The organism is Akkermansia muciniphila (genome assembly GCF_030848305.1).
Classification (GTDB): domain Bacteria; phylum Verrucomicrobiota; class Verrucomicrobiia; order Verrucomicrobiales; family Akkermansiaceae; genus Akkermansia; species Akkermansia muciniphila_A.
The window spans coordinates 1,170,233-1,188,371 of the sequence record NZ_CP114598.1; the positions used below are offsets into that span (position 1 = coordinate 1,170,233).

An 18,139-nucleotide genomic window follows, 5' to 3' on the forward strand; every position below is an offset into this window, starting at 1 on the left:
AAAGTTTTTCTTTACGGCTCCCCTTTGGAGAAATTCCAGAGGCGGTGCATCGTCATGACGTCCGGAATGTTCATGGGGCGCACCACGCGGAACCCGATCATGCCTCCGTCCGTCAGGTACCAGATGCTTTTAGGGTTTTGGGGGTCCTGGCGGTTCCAGGCGGGGTCGCTGGCGCGCCGCGCCGCGCTTCGCAGACCGTCCGGGTCGTCTTCCCACGAACCGCCGCGCACGGTGTGGGGGGCTCCGGGGACGATGACCAGGGGGTCTTTCGCGGGCAGGCCGCTCCGCTTGCCGTAGGCATCCGGAACGTAGGAGTCCAAAACCCATTCCGCCACATTTCCGTGCATGTCCCGGAGGCCCCACTTATTCGGTTTTTTGGAGCCTGTTTTCTGATAGCGGTCATTGGAGTTGTTCCAGTACCAGCCGTACTGGTCCAGGGGGGCTTCTCCATTGCCGTAAGAGTAGGCGCCGGGGGAGCCGGCCCGGCAGGCGTATTCCCATTCCGCTTCCGTGGGCAGACGGTAGTAATGCCCGGTCTGGGCGCTCAGCCATTCGCAGAATTTGCTGGCGGCGTGATGGGACATGGAGATGGCGGGCAGACCGTGTTCATAGCCGTGGCCCATGCCCAGGTTCATGGCGGTGTAGGGGGCGGTGGGCTGCGTCACGAAGTCCCAGAGCTCGTCATCCGGCTGTTCCTCCAGAAGCTGGCCGTCCTTGGCGCGCGGACGTCCGTTTTCCATGAAGGCCGTATAAAGTTCCCAGGGGATTTCCGTTTCCGAGATCCAGAAGGGGGAGACGCTCACTTCATGCCGCGGACCTTCGTCCGGTTTCCGGTGCGGCTCTTCCGCGGGACTTCCCATAAGGAACGTTCCTCCCGGTATGGCGACCATGCGCAGGGAAGCTCCCGCCGCAGGCACCGTTTCCGTGTAGGATTCAGCATGTGCCGGATTTCCGGAAGCTTCAATGAGATGATGGATTTGGCGCGTCGTGCCGACCAGTTCCCGGGACGGCAGGTCATCCGGGACGGGAAGGGAAGCGCCGGCAGCGCGGTCCAGTTCCCGCTTTTGCAGCGCGGAACGGCTTTCCCCCCACTGGCGCGCGCTGGTAATGCGCGCGGCATCTTCCGTGGCCGGGCGGGGGGAATTTTCTTCCCGGCACCCGGCCAGCAGGGCGCTTCCTCCCAGAAAGCAGGAAACAAAGAAAATGCCGCGCATGGAATGGTAAGAACCGGAAGGCCCTACATGGTCATGCCCCCGTCGCAGGCAATGACCTGTCCGGTAATGTAACGGGCATCGTCAGAGGCCAGGAAGGCCGTCAGGGCGGCGATGTCTTCCACGGAGCCTTGTTCCTTCAAAGGAATTTTCTTAACGATTTCTTCCTTGAGATTGTCGGGAATGGCGTTGGACATTTCCGTGGAGATGAAGCCGGGAGCAATAGCGTTGCACGTGACTTTGCGCGGAGCGAATTCCTGGGCCAGGGATTTGGTGAAGCCGATGAGACCCGCCTTGGAAGCAGCGTAATTGGCCTGGCCGATGTTGCCGACGAGGCCGATGACGGAGCTCATGTTGATGATGCGCCCGGCCGAGGATTTCATCAGAACGCGCTGGAGGGCCTTGACCGTATTGAACGCGCTTTTCAGGTTGGTGTCCAGAACGGCGTCCCAGTCTTCCTCCTTCATGCGGAGCATCAGGGTGTCCCTCGTGATGCCGGCGTTGTTCACCAGGATGTCAATCTGCGGGAAGTCTTTCAAAATGGCGGCCATGGTTTCCTGAACGGCCGCGTAATCCGCTACGTCGCAGGGGTAGGCCTTGCAGGAGTCCGGAAATTCCCTGTTGATCTCTTCTGCGGCTCCCCCGCAGCTGGACGGGCTGCGGCTGATCAGGATGACCCTGGCTCCTTCCGAAGCGAAGCGGCGCGCGACGGCATTGCCGATTCCGCGGCCCGCGCCGGTAACGATGGCTGTTTTACCTGCTAACTTTTGCATACTGCCCACAGTAAACCCGTTTTTCACGGTTCCGGCAAGCTTGAAATGGACTTGGCCGCGCAGGAGCCCATACGGGGAAAAGGCTGCCCGGGAATGAAAGAGGGGAAGGAAACGGGGCGGAGAAGGCTACTGTTCATCTTCTTCATTTTCCCGGATTGTCCGGGAGGGCGCACCGCCTTCATCCTGTCTTTTAAGGAAGGATGAAATTCATGGCAGGGAAAGGGGAGTTGAAGAAGGGCCTCTATTCCGCCGTGACGCCGCCTTTCTCATCATCCAGAATGCCCGACTTTTCCAGATAGTAGTCATATCCGCCCGCGTAGGCGGTGATGGTCCCCCGGTTCACATGCAGGGTTTTTTGCGCCAGGGAGCGGATGAAGTGCACGTCGTGGGAGATGAAGACCAGTGTTCCTTCATAATGCTTCAGAGCCTGCACCAGGGCTTCCACGGACAAAAGGTCCAGGTGGGTGGTCGGCTCGTCCATCAGCAGGAGATTGGGCGGGTCCACCAGGAATTTGACCAGGCTGAGACGCGATTTCTCCCCGCCGGAAAGAACGCTGACGCGTTTTTCCACATCCAGCCTCCGGAACAGGAAGGAGCCCAGGATGGAGCGCGCTTCCTCCTCCCGGATTTCAGCGCTGCATTTCATAATTTCCTCCAGCACGGTATTTTCCGGGTTCAGGTTTTCCGTTCGCGCCTGGGAGAAGTAGCCGATGCGCGTGGTGGTGCCGGGAGTGCGCTGCCCGGAGTCAATGGGGATGATGCCCGCCAGGATTTTCAGCAGAGTGGATTTGCCCGCGCCGTTCGGGCCTACGAGAACAGTGCGTTCCCCGCGTTCCACCAGCAAGTCCAGGTTTTCATAAACCCTGCGGTCGCCATAGGATTGGCAGACTTTTTCCAGCTCAATGACTTTCTGAGTGCTGCGCGGCGGCTGGGGGAAGTTGAATTTAAATACTTTCCTGCGGGCTACCGGTTTTTGGATGAGCTTCATCTTTTCCAGCTGCTTGATGCGGCTCTGGACCTGTCCGGCCTTGGAATTAATGGAGCGGAAACGGTCAATAAATTCCTGGATGTGCGCTATTTCCTTCTGCTGGTTGCGGTAGGCCGCCTGAAGCTGTTCGAAGCGCACGTCCTTCTGTTGGAGGAAGTCCGAGTAGTTGCCGCGGTATTCCACCAGCTCTTCATTGTCGATGTCGTACACGCTCTCCACCAGTTCGTCCATGAAATCACGGTCGTGGGAAATCATCAGGATGGCGCCGGGGTAGTTTTTCAAATATCGCTGGAGCCACAGCAGGGACAGAAGATCCAGGTGGTTGGTAGGTTCGTCCAGCATCAGGAGGTCCGGTTCCAGGACAAGGAGCTTGGCCAGGTACGCGCGCATGATCCAGCCGCCGGACATTTCCCGGGCGGGGCGGTGGAAGTCGCTTTCCCGGAAGGCCAGACCTTTGAGAATTTTTTTGGCCTTGGGCTCCAGCTGGTAGCCGTTGGCGGCGTTGAAGGTGTCAATGGCTTCCGCGTACTCCGGCGTATCTGTCTTGTTGGCGTTTTCCGCCGTCCGGATGATGTGGATGGCCTGTTCCATTTCCGGCGTGATGCCCAGGGCGATTTCCAGCACGGTTTCATCCTTGGGTTCGCTGGCTTCCTGGGGAAGATAGCCTACGATGGCGTATTCATCCATGCTGATGGAGCCTTCGTCCGGCGCGTCTTCTCCCAGAATCATGCGGAACAGGGTGGATTTGCCCGCTCCGTTGGGGCCAACCAGAGCTACCCGTTCCCCCCAGTTAATGGTCATTTCCGTTTCCCTGAACAGGGTTCGTCCGGCGTGGGATTTCGTGAGATTTTTGATTGTCAGCATGGTAAAGAGAGACCGTATTCTACCGGGACGCAAAGGGGAAGGCAAGAGCCGTCAGGGCGGAGGCCGGCATTTTTGAAAGCTTTACTGGATTTTTGCGCGTAGTCTGGTAGCCTTGGCGCGCCATGCCGACCATGCAGACATTCAGGCTTTTGCTTGCTGCCGCCCTTTTGTGCGGATGGAGTTCCTGCTGTACTCCTCCGGCGGAGGATTATCTACAAAAACCTTACGTGCAGCAGCAAATGTCCGGGTTGGCAAATGCCTTCCTGGCGCTGCTTCCGCCGGACCAGGCCGTTCTTCCCGCTGCCGGAGCGGAGGCCAGGTGGCTGGCGGACACGGCTGTAGCCCAGTCCGCCGCGATTGCCCGGGACAACAGGACGGTGCTGTTTGGCTGGCTGAACAACATTCTGGTCAATTCCAACCTGCGCGACAGGGGGCTGTGCTGGCAGGTCCAGCAGGATTTGTACCGGGATCTGCGCCGCCGGCCCGTGAAGTATTTCCGCGTAGGGCTGACGATTCGAGACCGTGGAACGGGCAGGGAGCACAGTTGCGTGTATGTCAATGCCGCCGGGAAGGGATTGCAGGGTTCCATTGTGCTGGATGCCTGGAAGAACTGCGGCCATCTGGTGACGCTGACCCAGAAAGACCGGGAAGGCGGCAAATGGGAGGAAGACTGGCGGGAGCCGTTTGTTTCCAAAGCCTTTCCGGAGGGGCATTCCTACGGCATGGAACATCACCTGGTCTGGCCCGGGTGGGCCAGGAAACGCCCCATGCTGGTTCAACGGATATTCCAGTCTGACCAGCGGAATGAGGCGAAGGCGGGCGCCTCTGAATAAAGGAACCGCCTGCTCCGGCCGGAGCAGGTACACGGCGCTGCGCGACGGCGGTTGACGCCTGCGCGGCCGTATATGCAGGCGCCTGTTGCGGCACCGCCATTTTTAAGTAACATTCCGGCGGAATCGGCAAATGGCGGCGGGAGCCAGGGTTCAGGGCAAATAAAAACGCACTCAGTGCGTACACCGAGTGCGGATTAATTGGATGATTTGCTAGTGTTGCAGGGCAAAACCCCGCTGCAAACTTACTTGCCCTTGGCCTGCACAACCGGAGCGGGAGCAGGAGCGGTAGTTTGCTGTTGCTGCTGCTGCTGGGAGCAAGAAGCGACCAGGCAAGCGGCGCCGGCGATGGCGAGGATAGCGATGTTCTTCATAATTCGAATTAAATACAGTGTTTATTAACTACTGGAACCTCCGCATCCACGGAGGTTTGCTGGGACCAATGTAAATGGTGGCAAGTAGAAATCAAGAGATTTTCTTGTTCCATGTCACGGCATTACAGAAAAGAGCAGGACCCCCGGTTTCTGGAGTCCTGCTCTTGTTGACGCGTTATGGAAAACGGTTTGTTTCAACCCCGTTTTTTACGCTTGCAGACTGGCCCCAAGCTCAATGATCGAGTAGTCTCCGTCCGGTCTCCGGTACACGATCTGGAGCACGTCGCGCCGTGCATTCCTGTAGAGCACGAAGGGCTTATCGGAAAGTTCCAATTCCATGATAGCCTCTTCCTTGTAAAGCTTTTTGAGATTGTAGCTTTCTCTGTGAATGAGCAGGGGTTCCGGGTCTTCTTGGGAATCTCCGGGGTAATCCAGCACGGAATCGTCATATACCGTTTCATCCAGTTTGCGGATAGTTTCCTGGTGATGGGGACGGAAATTCTTCATCAGGCGCGTTTTATGCTTGCGCATGCGGCGCATGATTTTGGTGATCGTCTCATCAACGCAGGCGTACATGTCCGTCCCTTCCGTGGACGCGTCAATGGTGATATGGTCTGAACAGAACAGGATTACCTGGGAAATCTTGCGGTCGCGTTGCACATCAAGCAATACTTTAACCTCCATAATGCGCGGGAAATCCAGGCGGATCCCTTCAATCTTTTTCGTTACGAATTCCCGAATCGCGTCTGTGACTTCCACGTGGCGCCCCGTGATCGTAATGGGTGTGTTTACGTTTACCTTTTGCATTGTCGTACCTCTTTCTAGTTGATGTTAATGCGCGGACTCCCGGTCCGCACCTTTCAAGATATACAGATTTGACAATGTTTGTCGAGGAATCCTTTCTTTTTTTCGTGTGCAGGGAAAGGAGTTTTTCCTTTTCCGTTCCCATTTGCCGGAACCGGGCGGCTCTCCTACCTGTTGTGAGCCAATCAATCGGGGAGCGGCTGTTCCCGTTTATTGCCTTCCTGCGTCTCCGGAATGCGTTTCAGGGCTTCTGTCATACAACTGCGGGCATAAAAAAATTATTTGAAAGTACTTGACATGCCGCGGAAATGGATTATAACGGTTGCGCACTCCTCTACGGATGCTCTCTAAATCGCGGGATGGAGCAGCCAGGTAGCTCGTCAGGCTCATAACCTGAAGGTCGCAGGTTCAAATCCTGCTCCCGTAACCATTTGAAGGCCCTGCAAGCAATAAGCTTGCGGGGCTTTTTCGTTACGGTTGGAAAAGCATCCGGCAGGTATTGGGAACCTGTTGTTTTCGAGAGCTTTTTGACTTTTCAAGCTGCCGGGTTATGGCCGGCCGGCCTGCAAGATCGTGGAACGTGTATTTAATTCCGGCGACCGGGATTTGGAATCCATCATGACTCCGTGGGGAATTGGCATGAATATGGCATGGCTGGATGCCAGGCCGGCGGTGGATGGGATTTCCGCAGTCGTGAACCGGGGTTTTTCTCACAAGTATCCTGTGGCTAACGGTTCCCAGGACCATGGCACGGTTTTGTTGATGGACCCGCGGCATTCCGCCGCGCAGGAGGGCAGTTTCCGGAGCCGGGGGAATAGGTCGCCAGAGGGTACCCATAAGGGCTTCAGCGCGCTTGATTCATTTGACGATGTGATGCCGTGGAGAAGAAATAATGTCATCATGGAAAGATAACCTTCTGTGAGCAGGTATTTTATGAACGTGTGGAGCAATGGCGCGCCGTTGCTGCCGTCTTTGACCTTGTTACGATTAAGGACAAAGGGTATGGTGCGGCAAGATAACCTGCGCCATTAGACGGCACAATGAATGAAAGCGGTCTGCTGCCCGTCGGGAAACGGTTGTTTGCGTCCTTCCCGCGATGCCGCTCCGCTGAATAACATAAAATACTACAATAATGGGAAACTCAATAGACCATGGCATGTTCCGGAATTCCGTCCTGCTGGCTTTCGGATTGTCCATTTCCTTCTCGGGCTTCGCACTTGCCGCATTGGAAGAGCCGGTTCCTGAACAACAGGTCCAGGCCGTTGAAGGCGCCAGGAAAATCAATCCTGCCGCCGTGGAAGTGCTGCTTGACAACAATCGCCGGATGACGCTCGATTTTTACGGAGATAACGTTTTCCGTATTTTCAGGGATGACAAAGGCGGCATTATCCGCGACCCCAAGGCGGACCCGGAAGCCCGCATTCTGGCGGACAATCCCCGGAAGCCGGTTTCCCGGCTGGATGTGGACCAGAAGGGCGATGCAGTTGTCATCACTACGGGGAAGGTCAGGATTGAGATAAATAAAAAGACCTCTCTTTTCAAGGTGATCAATCTGAAGGATCATTCCGTAGTGGCGGAGCAGGCATCCCCCATTCTTTTTGAAAAGGGCAGGACCAGTTTTTCCCTGAAGGCGAAGCCGGACGAATATTTTTACGGCGGCGGCGTGCAGAACGGCCGTTTTTCTCACAAGGGAAAGGTCATTTCCATAGAAAACCAGAACAGCTGGACGGATGGCGGCGTGGCTTCCCCCACTCCTTTTTACTGGTCCACCGGCGGGTACGGCGTCATGTGGCATACCTTCAAGAAAGGGCAGTATGATTTCGGCTCCAGGGAAGAGAATCTGGTGAACCTCTCGCATGATGAAAATTATCTGGACGTCTTTTTCATGGTCAGCGACAGTCCCGTCAGTCTTTTGAGGGATTTCTACCAGCTTACCGGCGCTCCCGTTCTGCTGCCCAAGTTCGCCTTTTACCAGGGGCATCTGAACGCCTATAACCGGGATTACTGGAAGGAAGATGAAAAGGGCATCCTGTTTGAGGACGGGAAACGGTACAAGGAAAGCCAGAAGGATAACGGAGGCATTAAGGAATCCCTGAACGGGGAATTGAATAATTACCAGTTTTCCGGCCGCGCCGTCGTGGACCGTTACAAGGCCCATGATATGCCGCTGGGATGGCTTCTGCCGAACGACGGCTACGGAGCCGGGTACGGCCAGACGGATACCCTGGACGGCAATATCGCGAATTTGAAGAGCCTGGCGGACTACGCCAGGAAGAACGGCGTGGAAATCGGGTTGTGGACCCAGTCCGACCTGCATCCCAAGCCGGAAATCAGCGCTTTGCTGCAGCGCGATATCGTGAAGGAGGTGCGGGACGCTGGAGTGCGCGTGCTGAAGACGGACGTGGCCTGGGTAGGCGCGGGCTATTCCTTCGGGCTGAACGGCATTACGGACGTGGCCCAGATCATGACCTACTACGGGAACAACAGCCGCCCGTTCATCATTTCCCTGGACGGCTGGGCGGGAACCCAGCGGTATGCCGGCATCTGGTCGGGCGACCAGACGGGCGGCGTCTGGGAGTACATCCGTTTCCATATTCCCACCTACATCGGCTCCGGTCTTTCCGGGCAGCCCAACATCTGTTCGGACATGGACGGCATTTTCGGCGGCAAGAACCCGCTGGTGAATGTCCGCGATTTCCAGTGGAAAACGTTCACCCCCATGGAACTGAACATGGATGGCTGGGGAGCCAATGAAAAGTATCCCCATGTCTTCGGGGAACCTTATACTTCCATTAACCGGTGGTATCTCAAGCTCAAGTCGGAACTGCTCCCGTACGCCTACAGCATCGCGGAGGAATCCGTTTCCGGACTGCCCATGATCCGGGCCATGTTCCTGGAATATCCCAATCCCTACACGCTGGGGAAGGCGACGCAGTACCAGTTCCTGTACGGCCCCTATTTTCTGGTGGCTCCCATTTACCAGGAAACCAGGGCGGACGAGGAGGGGAATGACGTCCGCCACGGCATTTACCTGCCGGAAGGACAGTGGATCGATTATTTCACCGGGGATTTGTATGAAGGCGGCAAGATTTACAATGACGTTGACGCTCCTTTGTGGAAGCTGCCCGTGTTCGTCAAGAACGGCGCGATTATTCCCATGGCTAACCCGAGCAACAATGTCTCGGAAATTAATCCGAACCTGCGCATTTACGAGCTTTATCCGCACGGCAGCACTTCCTTCACCGTGTATGACGACGACGGCGTGACGGAAGAATACAGGGCCGGCAAAGGCATCCGCACCCTGGTTGAATCCCGGACGGACGACAAGAACAACGTGACCGTCACCGTTCATCCGGCGGTGGGGGATTTCAACGGCTTCCAGAAGAAGAAGGCCACGGAGTTCCGCATCAACGTGACGCAGAAGCCGTCCGGGGTTTCCGCCAAAATCGGGGAAAACAGCGTCAACCTGGCGGAGGCGAATTCCATGGATGAGTTCAAGTCCCGGGAGAATGTATATTTTTATGACCGGGCTCCCAACCTGAACAGGTTCGCGACGAAGGGAAGCGATTTTGAGAAAAAGGCGATTTCCGGGAACCCCCAATTGCTGGTGAAGCTGGGCGCGGCGGATATTACGGCGGCCCCCACGGTGCTTTCCGTGGAAGGGTTCCGGTTTGAACCCGCTGAAAAGTACCGCCTTTCTTCCGGCGCGCTGACCGCTCCCGCCAACGCCGTGGTGACGGAGGAAAACGCGGCGGCCTATACCCTGAAGCCCACGTGGGACGCCGTTCCGAATGCCGATTTCTATGAAATCGAATTCGGCGGAATGCTGTACACCACCATCAAAGGGACGGAATTCCTGTTTGAGGATTTGGAGGCTGAGACGCCTTATTCCTTCAAGGTGCGGGCCGTCAACAAGGACGGCCATTCCGCGTGGACGGCTGTCAGCGCGAAGACGAAGGCCAATCCGCTTGAATTCGCCATTCCTGGAATTGAGGGTGAGACGAGCGTCGAAAGCCAGGGCAATTCCCTGGCGAAGCTGTTTGACTTCAAGGAAAAGGATGCCTGGCACACGAAGCATGGCGAGAAGGCCGTGCCGTTTGACCTGGTCATGGATTTGAAGACCATCAACAAGCTTGAGAAGTTCCATTACGTTCCCCGCGAGGACGGCGGCAACGGCACATTGCTGAAAGGCGCCGTCTATTACAGCATGGACCGGGAGAACTGGACGAAGGCCGGCACGTTCCAATGGGACAAGAATGGCGACGTGAAGGTATTCAACTTCAAGGATGCCCCTGCGGCGCGCTACATCAAGCTGAATGTCACGGAAGGCGTGGGCGACTATGGCTCCGGCAGGGAAATCTACGTCTTCAAGGTGCCGGGCACGGAAAGCTATCTGCCGGGCGACATCAACAATGACGGCAAGATCGACCGAAACGACCTGACCTCCTACATCAACTACACGGGGCTGCGGAAAGGCGATTCCGACTTTGAAGGCTACATCAGCAACGGAGACATCAACAAGAATGGCCTTATTGACGCTTACGATATTTCCGTGGTAGCCACCCAGCTGGAAGACGAAGCCGACCAGCCGCAGGAAGAAGACGCCAAGAAAGACGGGGAAGAGGATAAGAAGGAAGGAGACGACGAGAAGAAGAAAGCCGCCGGGGAGGCAAAGAAAAAAGCCTGTGTGGATGGAAAGCTTCTGCTCAGCGCCGATAAGAAAAGGTACGCCAGGGGAGACGCCGTCAGGGTGACCGTGAAGGGCCGGAACCTCCGTCTGGTGAATGCCCTGAGCTTCGCCCTCCCGTACGATCCCAAGGATTTGGAATTCGTGGGCGTGGAGGTTAAGAACATGAAGAAGATGGAGAACCTGACGAATGACAGGCTTCATACGAACGGAACCAAGGCCCTGTACCCCACCTTCGTCAACATCGGAGACAAAGAGCCTGTGGAGGGAACCTCCGAACTGTTTGTGCTAAAGTTCAAGGCCCGCCGCGACATGAAGTTCCAGCCGAAGCTTATGGACGGCATGGTGGTGGATAAAAAACTGAACACCAAAAAATTGTAATTGAACACCCTGAGGCGGCTCCATGCCCGGCCGGACAACGGCCGCGCATGGAGCCTTCCGTTCCGGCAGGATGTTTCCGCAGCGTTTCCCACTGCGGAACGGCATTTTTACGCATATTCCAGAGCTTCCCGGACAGAGCGGCAACGGGGAGATATTTTCTGCCCTGCTTTTCCGGGGCGCGGAAGCAGGGCGCCTGCCCCGGCCATTGAACAATGGAAGGCTTGCCATTTCCGCGGCTGCCGCTTCTTCATGCGGCGGCCATCCTCTGGGCGGGGATGGCCGTTCAGGGAGGGATTTGCTGACCGCCTGTAGGGCGGCGGAAGGAGAATCGGAGCTGGGACGCCTGTCCAATGAGGATGGGCCTGTCCGGCATCCTCAAGACCGGTTCTTCACCGCCGGATGAAAGGGGGCGGCTGATAACCGTTCCGGCCAATAGGAAATTCTTTCCTGTAACCGGGGCCGGAAGAATTCTATCCGCGGAATTGGAAAATAGCGGCTGAATGCAGATAAAGGCGGAAATTTCCTGTCTGTCCGAAAGACTGGATTTTGGTTTCAAAAGGCCATTTCTGTTATTCATTGAGAGATTTATTGATGCTTTAAAGTTTTTGTTATGATTTTTGAATGACTGTTCAATTTATTAAAGTCACGAAAAAAGATAGGGTCTGCTATGCTCCGGTGCCGGAGCCGGTGGAAGAAGGGGACAAGCTGGAAATCATGGAAATGAAGGATGGGGGGCTTTTCCCGGCGGCAGGGAAAAACGCAGGGATTTCCCTGTCCCGGAATCCCATGGTATTCGTTAAAATGAATGACGGATTCCAGCGCATCCTGATGAAGCATATCCTGTATGTGGAAGCGGGAGGAAGCTATTGCACGCTGCACGTGCACGGCATGCCGTCCATCCTTGTTTCCGCTCCTCTGGCGCGGGTATCCGAGCATCTGGACGGGGAATATTTTATCCGCGTACACCGTTCCTACCTGGTTAACAAGCTGCATATAGAATCCATTGCGGGCAATTTCCTCCAAGTAGGCGTCGTTGCTATTCCCATCAGCAAATTCATGAAGAAAAAAGTGCTGGGAAGTTTGAACATGCTGTCGTTTTCCAAATAGGCGCCGGGGCGCCGCGCAGACTTCTGCGGCGTTCCCGGAAAGCGAAACGGAACGGCCGGAAAGGCGGGGTGGAAGCAGAACCGAAATGACCGCATGATTCACGACGTCGCCGGAAGGCGGCATATCAATGAACCTGAACCAAAAATAGAAATAAATAATGGCAATTGACAAATCAGCAGCAGAGACAGCGACTTCTTCCCTGCAGTCGCTGCCCTTCGGCAACATTATCGGCGGTCCCCTCGTTGCCTGTGTGGAAGCACAGGCCCAGGCGGCCCGGACTTCCTGGGAATTCATCCAGAACGTGGGCCTGTACTCGGATGGGGAAGAGAAGAAGACGGTAAACGTTTCCTTCCAGTTCATCAAGGACGGCCACATGGCTCAGATTACGGTTCCCCTTCTGACCATCGTCCCCATCCCCTACATCGCCATTAATTCCATCGACATTAATTTCAAGGCGAATATCAGCGCGTCCGCCGCCAGTACGGAAACGGAAACTTCCTCCACTGCCGCCGACGTCAACGTGTCCGCTTCTGCCAGATGCTTCTGGGCGCGCGGCAGCATGAATGCCAGCTACTCCAGCAAAAAGGACTCCTCCGCGACCAGGGATTCCAAGTACAGCGTGGAATACACCATGGACGTTGCCGTCCATGCCGGGCAGGACAGCATGCCCGCCGGGATGGCCAAAGTGCTGGAAATGCTGAACAACAGCATTTCCGTCGTGTCTCCGGATGGTTCCCTGGACGTGCAGCATGCCATTCAGGAAGACGGAACCGTGAAACTGGTGGCCTCCTACAAGAACAAAGAGGGCCTGTTTGACCCGGAAGCCATCACTCTCCGGATAGGCGAAGCGACGGAAACGTTCGAAAACGGCGCGGGGAATGAATCCAGGATTGTGAAGACGGATTCCGGCAAGGAATACACGCTTTCCCGGGAAGACGCCAGAAACTGCACGGTGAGCGCTGGAGAACTCAAGAAGAAGGTGGCTGTAGGCGCCTGATAACCGAACCATAACGATTTCTCCTCCATTCCAGAGCCATGTCCCGTCTTCATCTCATCGTGGAATCCCTGCTGAAGGACATTATTGAAGCGCAGCACGCGGCGAACTGCCATGCGGCATCACTGGCGCGCCAGTATGGGAAAAGAGGCCGCGCGTGCGGCTTTCCGCTGCCCAGCGCCCAGATAGGTTCTCTGGAATTCGATTTGAAGTATGCGGTGACGGGGACTTCCGGAGTGGAGGAGAAACTGGTTGCGGACACGGAGCAGTGGAGATTGTTTCGTCAGGAACTGGAAGAGAGAGCGCCGGCGTTTGCCATCCGTTCCATTGTGATGGCCGTGGTGCATTCCAGTCTTCCGGACGACGAAGCCAGAAGCGACTTTTCAAGCCTGCTGGCCAGGGAGGAACAGTGGAAAAAGAATTTCTGCTCCTACCTGCGGAAGAAAATTTCCGCAGTCGTTTCCACCCATGAAGGCTCGCTTCTGAAAGCGGAAACCGGGCTGGACAGAGGGCTGCTGCTGGAGATTCTGGCAGGCGTCGCGGAGAAGGAGTTTATGGACAATCCGGATCTGGAGGATCTGTTCCGGGGAACCCGGGGTGATGACCTCAGGCAGGAATGCCGCGCGAATCTCCGGGAGGGCCTTTCCTCCTTCCTGGCCGCCCTGGCGGAAAAGTACGTTTTCACCAGGCAGGAAAGCAATGTGGTGGTGGACGTGGAAGTGGAGGCGGACAAGCTGAAAAAGATGCCGGAGGAAGCCGTGCAGACTCTGCGCCTGAATATATCCCCTGTTTCCCTCCCCTCTGTTCTGGCGGAGCAGAATGACGTCTCCGGAGTGTCCGCGCAACAGTGATACGATGATGAGTGATTCTGCAAACAACAAGGTGAACGGGCACATTATGAGCCTGCAGCAGCTGATTTCAGCCCCGCTGGTCGCAACGATTGATGCGGACGCCATGTCCACGGAACGTTACATGAAGCATTTCATGTCCCTGGCCTTTGAGTCCTACAATCCTGCGGACGGGTCCACAGGGGCGTTGAGATTGATCAGCTTCAACTTTACGGACAGCGACGCTTCCGGCGGCGCGGAAAAGAAGGTCAGCGTGCCGCTTATCAGCCTGGTGACGCTGCCGCTGCTGCAAATCAAGCAGGCGGATTTTGATTTTGACATCAATATCATTGACGCAATAGCTTCCGCTCCGAACGAACATTTCTCCCTGAACAGGGGAGAGGTGGAGTCACCCGGCGGAAAGGAGAAGAATGAAGGGCTGAATTTTCGGGCCTCCCTGGCTCCGCAGTCCGGGAGAGGCGCTTCTTCCTCCCTTCAGGCGAACATGAAAATTCATGTCTCCATGCAGCAGGCGGACATGCCTTCCGGCTTGTCCCAATTTCTCCAGCTGGCTTCCAGGCCGCATTATGAGGATTCTCCCTCCCGGGAAAAGAAATGATTAATTGAAAAAAACAACATGGACCAGAAAACAACTTATTCCTACCAGCGCACTCCGGGGCTTCATTGCCCCAAATGCGGAGTGTATTTCCCCACGACCATTCCGGACTTGCTGTCCGGCTCCATCAGGTGCCCCCATTGCGGCCTGGCGCTTTCCGTTGACCGGAAGGCGTCCGACCATGCCATGCAGGCCCTGGAAAAGTTTCAGAACGCATTGGACAAGCAGCTTCCCTCCGCCTCCCTGTCATGAAGAGACTGTTGATTATCATGTCCGCCGTGCTGTGCATGGCTCTTCCATCCCTGTCCCCTGCGGAGATGCGGCAGCAGGAACCCCGCCAGCTTGCCGCAGCCTGGCAGGAAGTGAAGAAGCAGATAGCGGACGACGGACAAACCATCCGTGTGAGGGATGGCATTCAAGCGCTTGAACTCCTGGCGGAGCTGGGGATTTCTTCCGTTCCGGAGGATGGCGTCAGGCTGTCCCGCGGCAGCCTGACCATTGTGGTCACGCGCGGGAAAAAAGAGGACGGGGTTTTTTACGTGCTGGCCGTTAAGGAAGAAGGGGGCGCAAGCCTGGAAGTGAAGATGGTTCCTGCCTCCTGATTTGCCGAAGGGGGCATCCCTTCAGAAAAGGAAGGTCATTCATTTTCAAAGTTCCACACGCGGCGGCGGGCGTTTTTCTTCGTCCGCCCGCCGTTGGCTTTCCGGAAGGGGTCAAAAAGAGAATCCAGCCCGTTCCCTTTCAGCAGCAGGCACTGTTCCATCAGGCGGCCCAGTTTTCCTTTCGGGAACCCCTTGGCCTGGAACCAGGCCAGATATTCCTGGGGGACATCCATCAGCGGACATCCCCTGGGGGGATATTTGGCAGGACCGTACATGCCGAAAGGAATGCGGGTTTGCGCGATTTCCTCCACCAGTTTTCTCAAATCTTCCGCGTCCGGTATTTCAGGATCGTTCATAGATTGTTCATCATAAATGGTTGCAGGCATTCCGCCAGCCTTTCCGGCGTTTCCAGGGGAAGCCGGTGCCCGGCATGAGGGATGATGACGGCTTGTTCTCCCGCCATGCGCCGCGCCAGGGCGCTGAATCTGGCGTCGCGCTGTCCGGCAATCCAAAGCTGGGGAACAGGGGATTGTTTCAAAAGCGGAGCCAGGTTTTCCTGTGCGCCCACAGACCAGTCAATAAAGGCGCGGGAGATGGATTTGCGCCACGGTTTCAGGGAAGAACGGTCCGGAGGCGGCGGACCGCCTTCAAATACGCCCTGGGCATCCCATTCCTTCAAAAAATTTTCCCAGGGAGCGGAGAGGCATTGGACGGCCCATTCCGCATCCTTCGCCCGCCGCGCCGCCCGTTCCGCTTCATGTTCCAGGCCGGGATTGGCGCTGACGAATATGGCTCCTTTCCAGAGAGGGGGATGAGCCAAAACGGCCTGCATGGCCAACCTGCCCCCCAGGGAATAGCCGCAGAGGAGGGGGCGGCGATCCTGGGAGGCTATTTCGGAACACAGCACGCGGCCCATATCCTTCAAACTCTTGGGGCAGCATTCCAGATACTTCCAGAGGTTCAGAGCGCGAGCCTCCACACCTCCGGCATGAAGAAAATCCATGACGGGTTTCCAATCCGCCGGAGAACCCAGATTGCCGTGCAGAAGCCAAATCATGGTCGGAACCGCTTTTCTATTTGACGCCGTAGCCGGCGAGTCCGTTCATAAACATCTGGACGGAAATCATGATGAGCACCATGCCCATCATCCGTTCCAGGGCGATTGTCCCTTTTTCCCCCAGCAGGCGCAGGAACTTCTGGGCGATGAAAAGCACTATTCCGGAGAGGAACCAGGCAGTTACAATGGCCCCGGCATAAGTCATCTGGGAAATGCTGTCCGGAGTCTGGGAGGCGTGCAGCATAATGATGGACAGGGAAGAGGGGCCGGCCATCAGGGGCATGGCGATGGGAACAATAAAGGGTTCGTCCTTTCCGTCCGCCCGGCCGGAGGAAGAAAGCATATCCCTGGCGGGGAAGACCATTCCCAGTGCTACGAGAAACAGCAGGATGCCTCCGGAAATGCTCAGGGTGGAGGGTTGCAGCCCCAGCAGGTTCAGCAGGAATTTCCCGGAAAAGAAGAAAAGGAGCAGCAGGCTCAACGCAAATGCAAGTTCCCGCATCAGAATAGTCTTCTGTTGCGCGGGAGAGTATTTTTTCAGCATTCCCTGAATCATGGGCGCCAGACCCACCGGGTCGATGACGATGAACAGAAGAATAACAGTGGAAAGGAAATCCTGCATGGAATATGCCCCGTTGTAAACGATGCGGGCGTGTACGTCAAAAGGAACCGCCAGCAGTGGAAATTTTCTCTGCCCGGATTGCTATTTTCTTCACTAGCGCAGGAGCCGGGCCTTTATGCCTGGAAAGCGATTTGAGGAATTCTGGGGAAACTTTGCGTAGGAGACCATAGCTTTTTAATAAAACAGAAAAGCTATTAAGGCAAGGCTCCTTTGGGCGACCGGTTCGACGTATGAAATGCTGCCTTCCCTACATACACCCTCCGAATACAGGGATCTCCATATCCGTCACGAAAGATCACTTCCAACTCGTAGTTCTCACCATTGCGAAGACGGTCAAAATACGTCAGCAACAGGTAAACTTCCTTGATGGGAACTTCATGCTTTTCTCCCGGCTTCAACGTAATGAAGCGCATCAGAGCCGCTACCCGTTCGAGTTTATACCCAGGTCCATAACAGGCTATTGGATTCTTTATTTTGCCCACCATGTACCCATATCTCTTCCCTCCCGCTTTTCGCCATATTTCGATGCCGATATTCGGCCCGTCGTCCTTCAGGGGATAGAAGTCGTCGAACAGGCGCACGGTCTTTTCACCCTTGTTCGTGAACACCAGCTTGAAGTCCGGGAAAGCCTCCCTCGCGTCAAACCGGGTCTTTTCCATTACCACGGAACATTCAATTCCGTTGTCGGCCATGTCCCCCCACGCAACCGCATGGAGGGACAGGCTTGCCAGAAGTGCTAAATACCGGAAAATTTTTTTCATTACAGCGCGAGTTTGGCCGTCGCCCGGAGCATCCCCCGGAAACAATCCTTACCGTGCTGATTATAGTAGCGCGTTTCCAGTTCACAAGAACATTGTTTCCAGCCCTCCAGATCGACTTCATCCAGGCATACCGGAATCGTGACGCTGTATTCCTGGCCGGGGAAGAGCTCCCGATAGTTCAAGGAACGATGAAAGGTTATTTTCCCCAATTCAGAGTTCAGAATGCGGGAATCCCCCCGTTCCGTCCTCAACACCGTCAGGAAGAAATAATCGGCCGTTTCGTCGTTGATTTCGTCCGGAATCCGGACAGGCTCGTTTCCTTCGTTGCGGAAGCGGACCATAATGTTGCCTTCCGCGAACCGGGAAGTATCCGCAAAGGAAAGCTTCAGGGAGGACGGTTCCTCCGCAACAGCCACGCTGCGGGCATACATGCCGTTGACAGGAGGAAGGAAACAGGGCGGTTCGATCGTTCCCGGTTCCGTGACTTCATCGGGTACCTTATTCCATCCATTGGCCTTCGCCTGTTGGATGATTCCAAGGGTCGCCTCGTTCAGAACTTGCTGGCCGGCGCAATAGGGCCGATCATTGGCATCATCCGGCAACAATTCAAGATAGTGCCTAACAGCGTTCAAGTAGGTAGT

19 protein-coding genes and 1 tRNA gene are annotated in these 18,139 nt (G+C 56.0%); 10 read left to right on the forward strand and 10 right to left on the reverse strand.

Annotated elements, in window-relative coordinates:
- Positions 1-11: 11 nt before the first annotated feature.
- The 3 genes from O4G22_RS05150 to O4G22_RS05160 form a co-directional block, all read right to left on the reverse strand.
- Positions 12-1,214 (reverse strand): formylglycine-generating enzyme family protein, encoded by a 1,203-nt coding sequence (locus O4G22_RS05150; RefSeq protein WP_306702331.1) that lies wholly within the window; start codon positions 1,212-1,214, stop codon positions 12-14.
- Between the two features lie 23 nt (positions 1,215-1,237).
- The gene (gene fabG, locus O4G22_RS05155; protein WP_306702332.1) at positions 1,238-1,984 is read right to left on the reverse strand and encodes a 3-oxoacyl-[acyl-carrier-protein] reductase; all 747 of its coding nucleotides are present in this window, start codon (positions 1,982-1,984) and stop codon (positions 1,238-1,240) included.
- 241 nt (positions 1,985-2,225) lie between these two features.
- On the reverse strand, positions 2,226-3,836 hold the full coding sequence (locus O4G22_RS05160; protein ID WP_290488614.1) for an ABC-F family ATP-binding cassette domain-containing protein: 1,611 nt from the start codon (positions 3,834-3,836) through the stop codon (positions 2,226-2,228).
- Positions 3,837-3,958: 122 nt separating this feature from the next.
- On the opposite strand from O4G22_RS05160, the gene O4G22_RS05165 reads away from it, so the two are divergent.
- Positions 3,959-4,669 (forward strand): hypothetical protein, encoded by a 711-nt coding sequence (locus O4G22_RS05165; RefSeq protein ID WP_306702333.1) that lies wholly within the window; start codon positions 3,959-3,961, stop codon positions 4,667-4,669.
- A 242-nt stretch (positions 4,670-4,911) separates the two neighbouring features.
- Here O4G22_RS05165 and O4G22_RS05170 read toward each other — a convergent pair whose 3' ends face one another.
- On the reverse strand, positions 4,912-5,040 hold the full coding sequence (locus O4G22_RS05170; protein WP_012420041.1) for a hypothetical protein: 129 nt from the start codon (positions 5,038-5,040) through the stop codon (positions 4,912-4,914).
- 207 nt (positions 5,041-5,247) lie between these two features.
- Positions 5,248-5,847: a ribosome hibernation-promoting factor, HPF/YfiA family gene (gene hpf, locus O4G22_RS05175; RefSeq protein ID WP_094137280.1), complete on the reverse strand. Its 600-nt coding sequence runs from the start codon at positions 5,845-5,847 to the stop codon at positions 5,248-5,250.
- A 350-nt stretch (positions 5,848-6,197) separates the two neighbouring features.
- On the opposite strand from hpf, the gene O4G22_RS05180 reads away from it, so the two are divergent.
- From O4G22_RS05180 to O4G22_RS05220, 9 genes are all read left to right on the forward strand, one after another.
- Positions 6,198-6,274 (forward strand) — tRNA-Met (locus tag O4G22_RS05180).
- Between the two features lie 143 nt (positions 6,275-6,417).
- Positions 6,418-6,756 carry a hypothetical protein gene (locus tag O4G22_RS05185; RefSeq protein ID WP_306702334.1) on the forward strand — a complete coding sequence of 113 codons (339 nt, stop codon included), beginning with the start codon at positions 6,418-6,420 and terminating at the stop codon, positions 6,754-6,756.
- A gap of 220 nt (positions 6,757-6,976) precedes the next feature.
- On the forward strand, positions 6,977-10,912 hold the full coding sequence (locus O4G22_RS05190; RefSeq protein ID WP_306702335.1) for a TIM-barrel domain-containing protein: 3,936 nt from the start codon (positions 6,977-6,979) through the stop codon (positions 10,910-10,912).
- Positions 10,913-11,533: 621 nt separating this feature from the next.
- On the forward strand, positions 11,534-12,019 hold the full coding sequence (locus O4G22_RS05195; RefSeq protein WP_094137285.1) for a LytR/AlgR family response regulator transcription factor: 486 nt from the start codon (positions 11,534-11,536) through the stop codon (positions 12,017-12,019).
- A gap of 157 nt (positions 12,020-12,176) precedes the next feature.
- Entirely contained in the window at positions 12,177-13,016 is an 840-nt protein-coding gene (locus tag O4G22_RS05200) for a DUF2589 domain-containing protein (RefSeq protein ID WP_094137286.1), read from the forward strand.
- Positions 13,017-13,054: 38 nt separating this feature from the next.
- Entirely contained in the window at positions 13,055-13,864 is an 810-nt protein-coding gene (locus tag O4G22_RS05205) for a hypothetical protein (RefSeq protein WP_306702336.1), read from the forward strand.
- Between the two features lie 7 nt (positions 13,865-13,871).
- Positions 13,872-14,459: a DUF2589 domain-containing protein gene (locus O4G22_RS05210; protein ID WP_295978372.1), complete on the forward strand. Its 588-nt coding sequence runs from the start codon at positions 13,872-13,874 to the stop codon at positions 14,457-14,459.
- A gap of 18 nt (positions 14,460-14,477) precedes the next feature.
- The gene (locus O4G22_RS05215) at positions 14,478-14,708 is read left to right on the forward strand and encodes a hypothetical protein (RefSeq protein ID WP_094137289.1); all 231 of its coding nucleotides are present in this window, start codon (positions 14,478-14,480) and stop codon (positions 14,706-14,708) included.
- The gene (locus tag O4G22_RS05220) at positions 14,705-15,058 is read left to right on the forward strand and encodes a hypothetical protein (protein WP_290488608.1); all 354 of its coding nucleotides are present in this window, start codon (positions 14,705-14,707) and stop codon (positions 15,056-15,058) included. The genes O4G22_RS05215 and O4G22_RS05220 overlap by 4 nt, the downstream gene beginning before the upstream one ends.
- Positions 15,059-15,093: 35 nt before the next feature.
- Here the strand turns inward: O4G22_RS05220 and O4G22_RS05225 are convergent, their stop codons facing one another.
- The 5 genes from O4G22_RS05225 to O4G22_RS05245 form a co-directional block, all read right to left on the reverse strand.
- Complete coding sequence (locus O4G22_RS05225; RefSeq protein ID WP_094137291.1) at positions 15,094-15,414, reverse strand: DUF3820 family protein; 321 nt, start codon at positions 15,412-15,414, stop codon at positions 15,094-15,096.
- On the reverse strand, positions 15,411-16,115 hold the full coding sequence (locus tag O4G22_RS05230; protein WP_306702337.1) for an alpha/beta fold hydrolase: 705 nt from the start codon (positions 16,113-16,115) through the stop codon (positions 15,411-15,413). The genes O4G22_RS05225 and O4G22_RS05230 overlap by 4 nt, the downstream gene beginning before the upstream one ends.
- A 16-nt stretch (positions 16,116-16,131) precedes the next feature.
- Complete coding sequence (locus tag O4G22_RS05235; protein WP_094137293.1) at positions 16,132-16,737, reverse strand: MarC family protein; 606 nt, start codon at positions 16,735-16,737, stop codon at positions 16,132-16,134.
- A 194-nt stretch (positions 16,738-16,931) separates the two neighbouring features.
- Positions 16,932-17,498 (reverse strand): hypothetical protein, encoded by a 567-nt coding sequence (locus O4G22_RS05240; protein WP_306702338.1) that lies wholly within the window; start codon positions 17,496-17,498, stop codon positions 16,932-16,934.
- Positions 17,498-18,130, reverse strand: a complete 633-nt coding sequence (locus tag O4G22_RS05245) for a hypothetical protein (protein WP_306702339.1) — start codon at positions 18,128-18,130, stop codon at positions 17,498-17,500. Before O4G22_RS05245 ends, O4G22_RS05240 begins: the two co-directional genes overlap by 1 nt.
- Positions 18,131-18,139 lie beyond the last annotated feature (9 nt).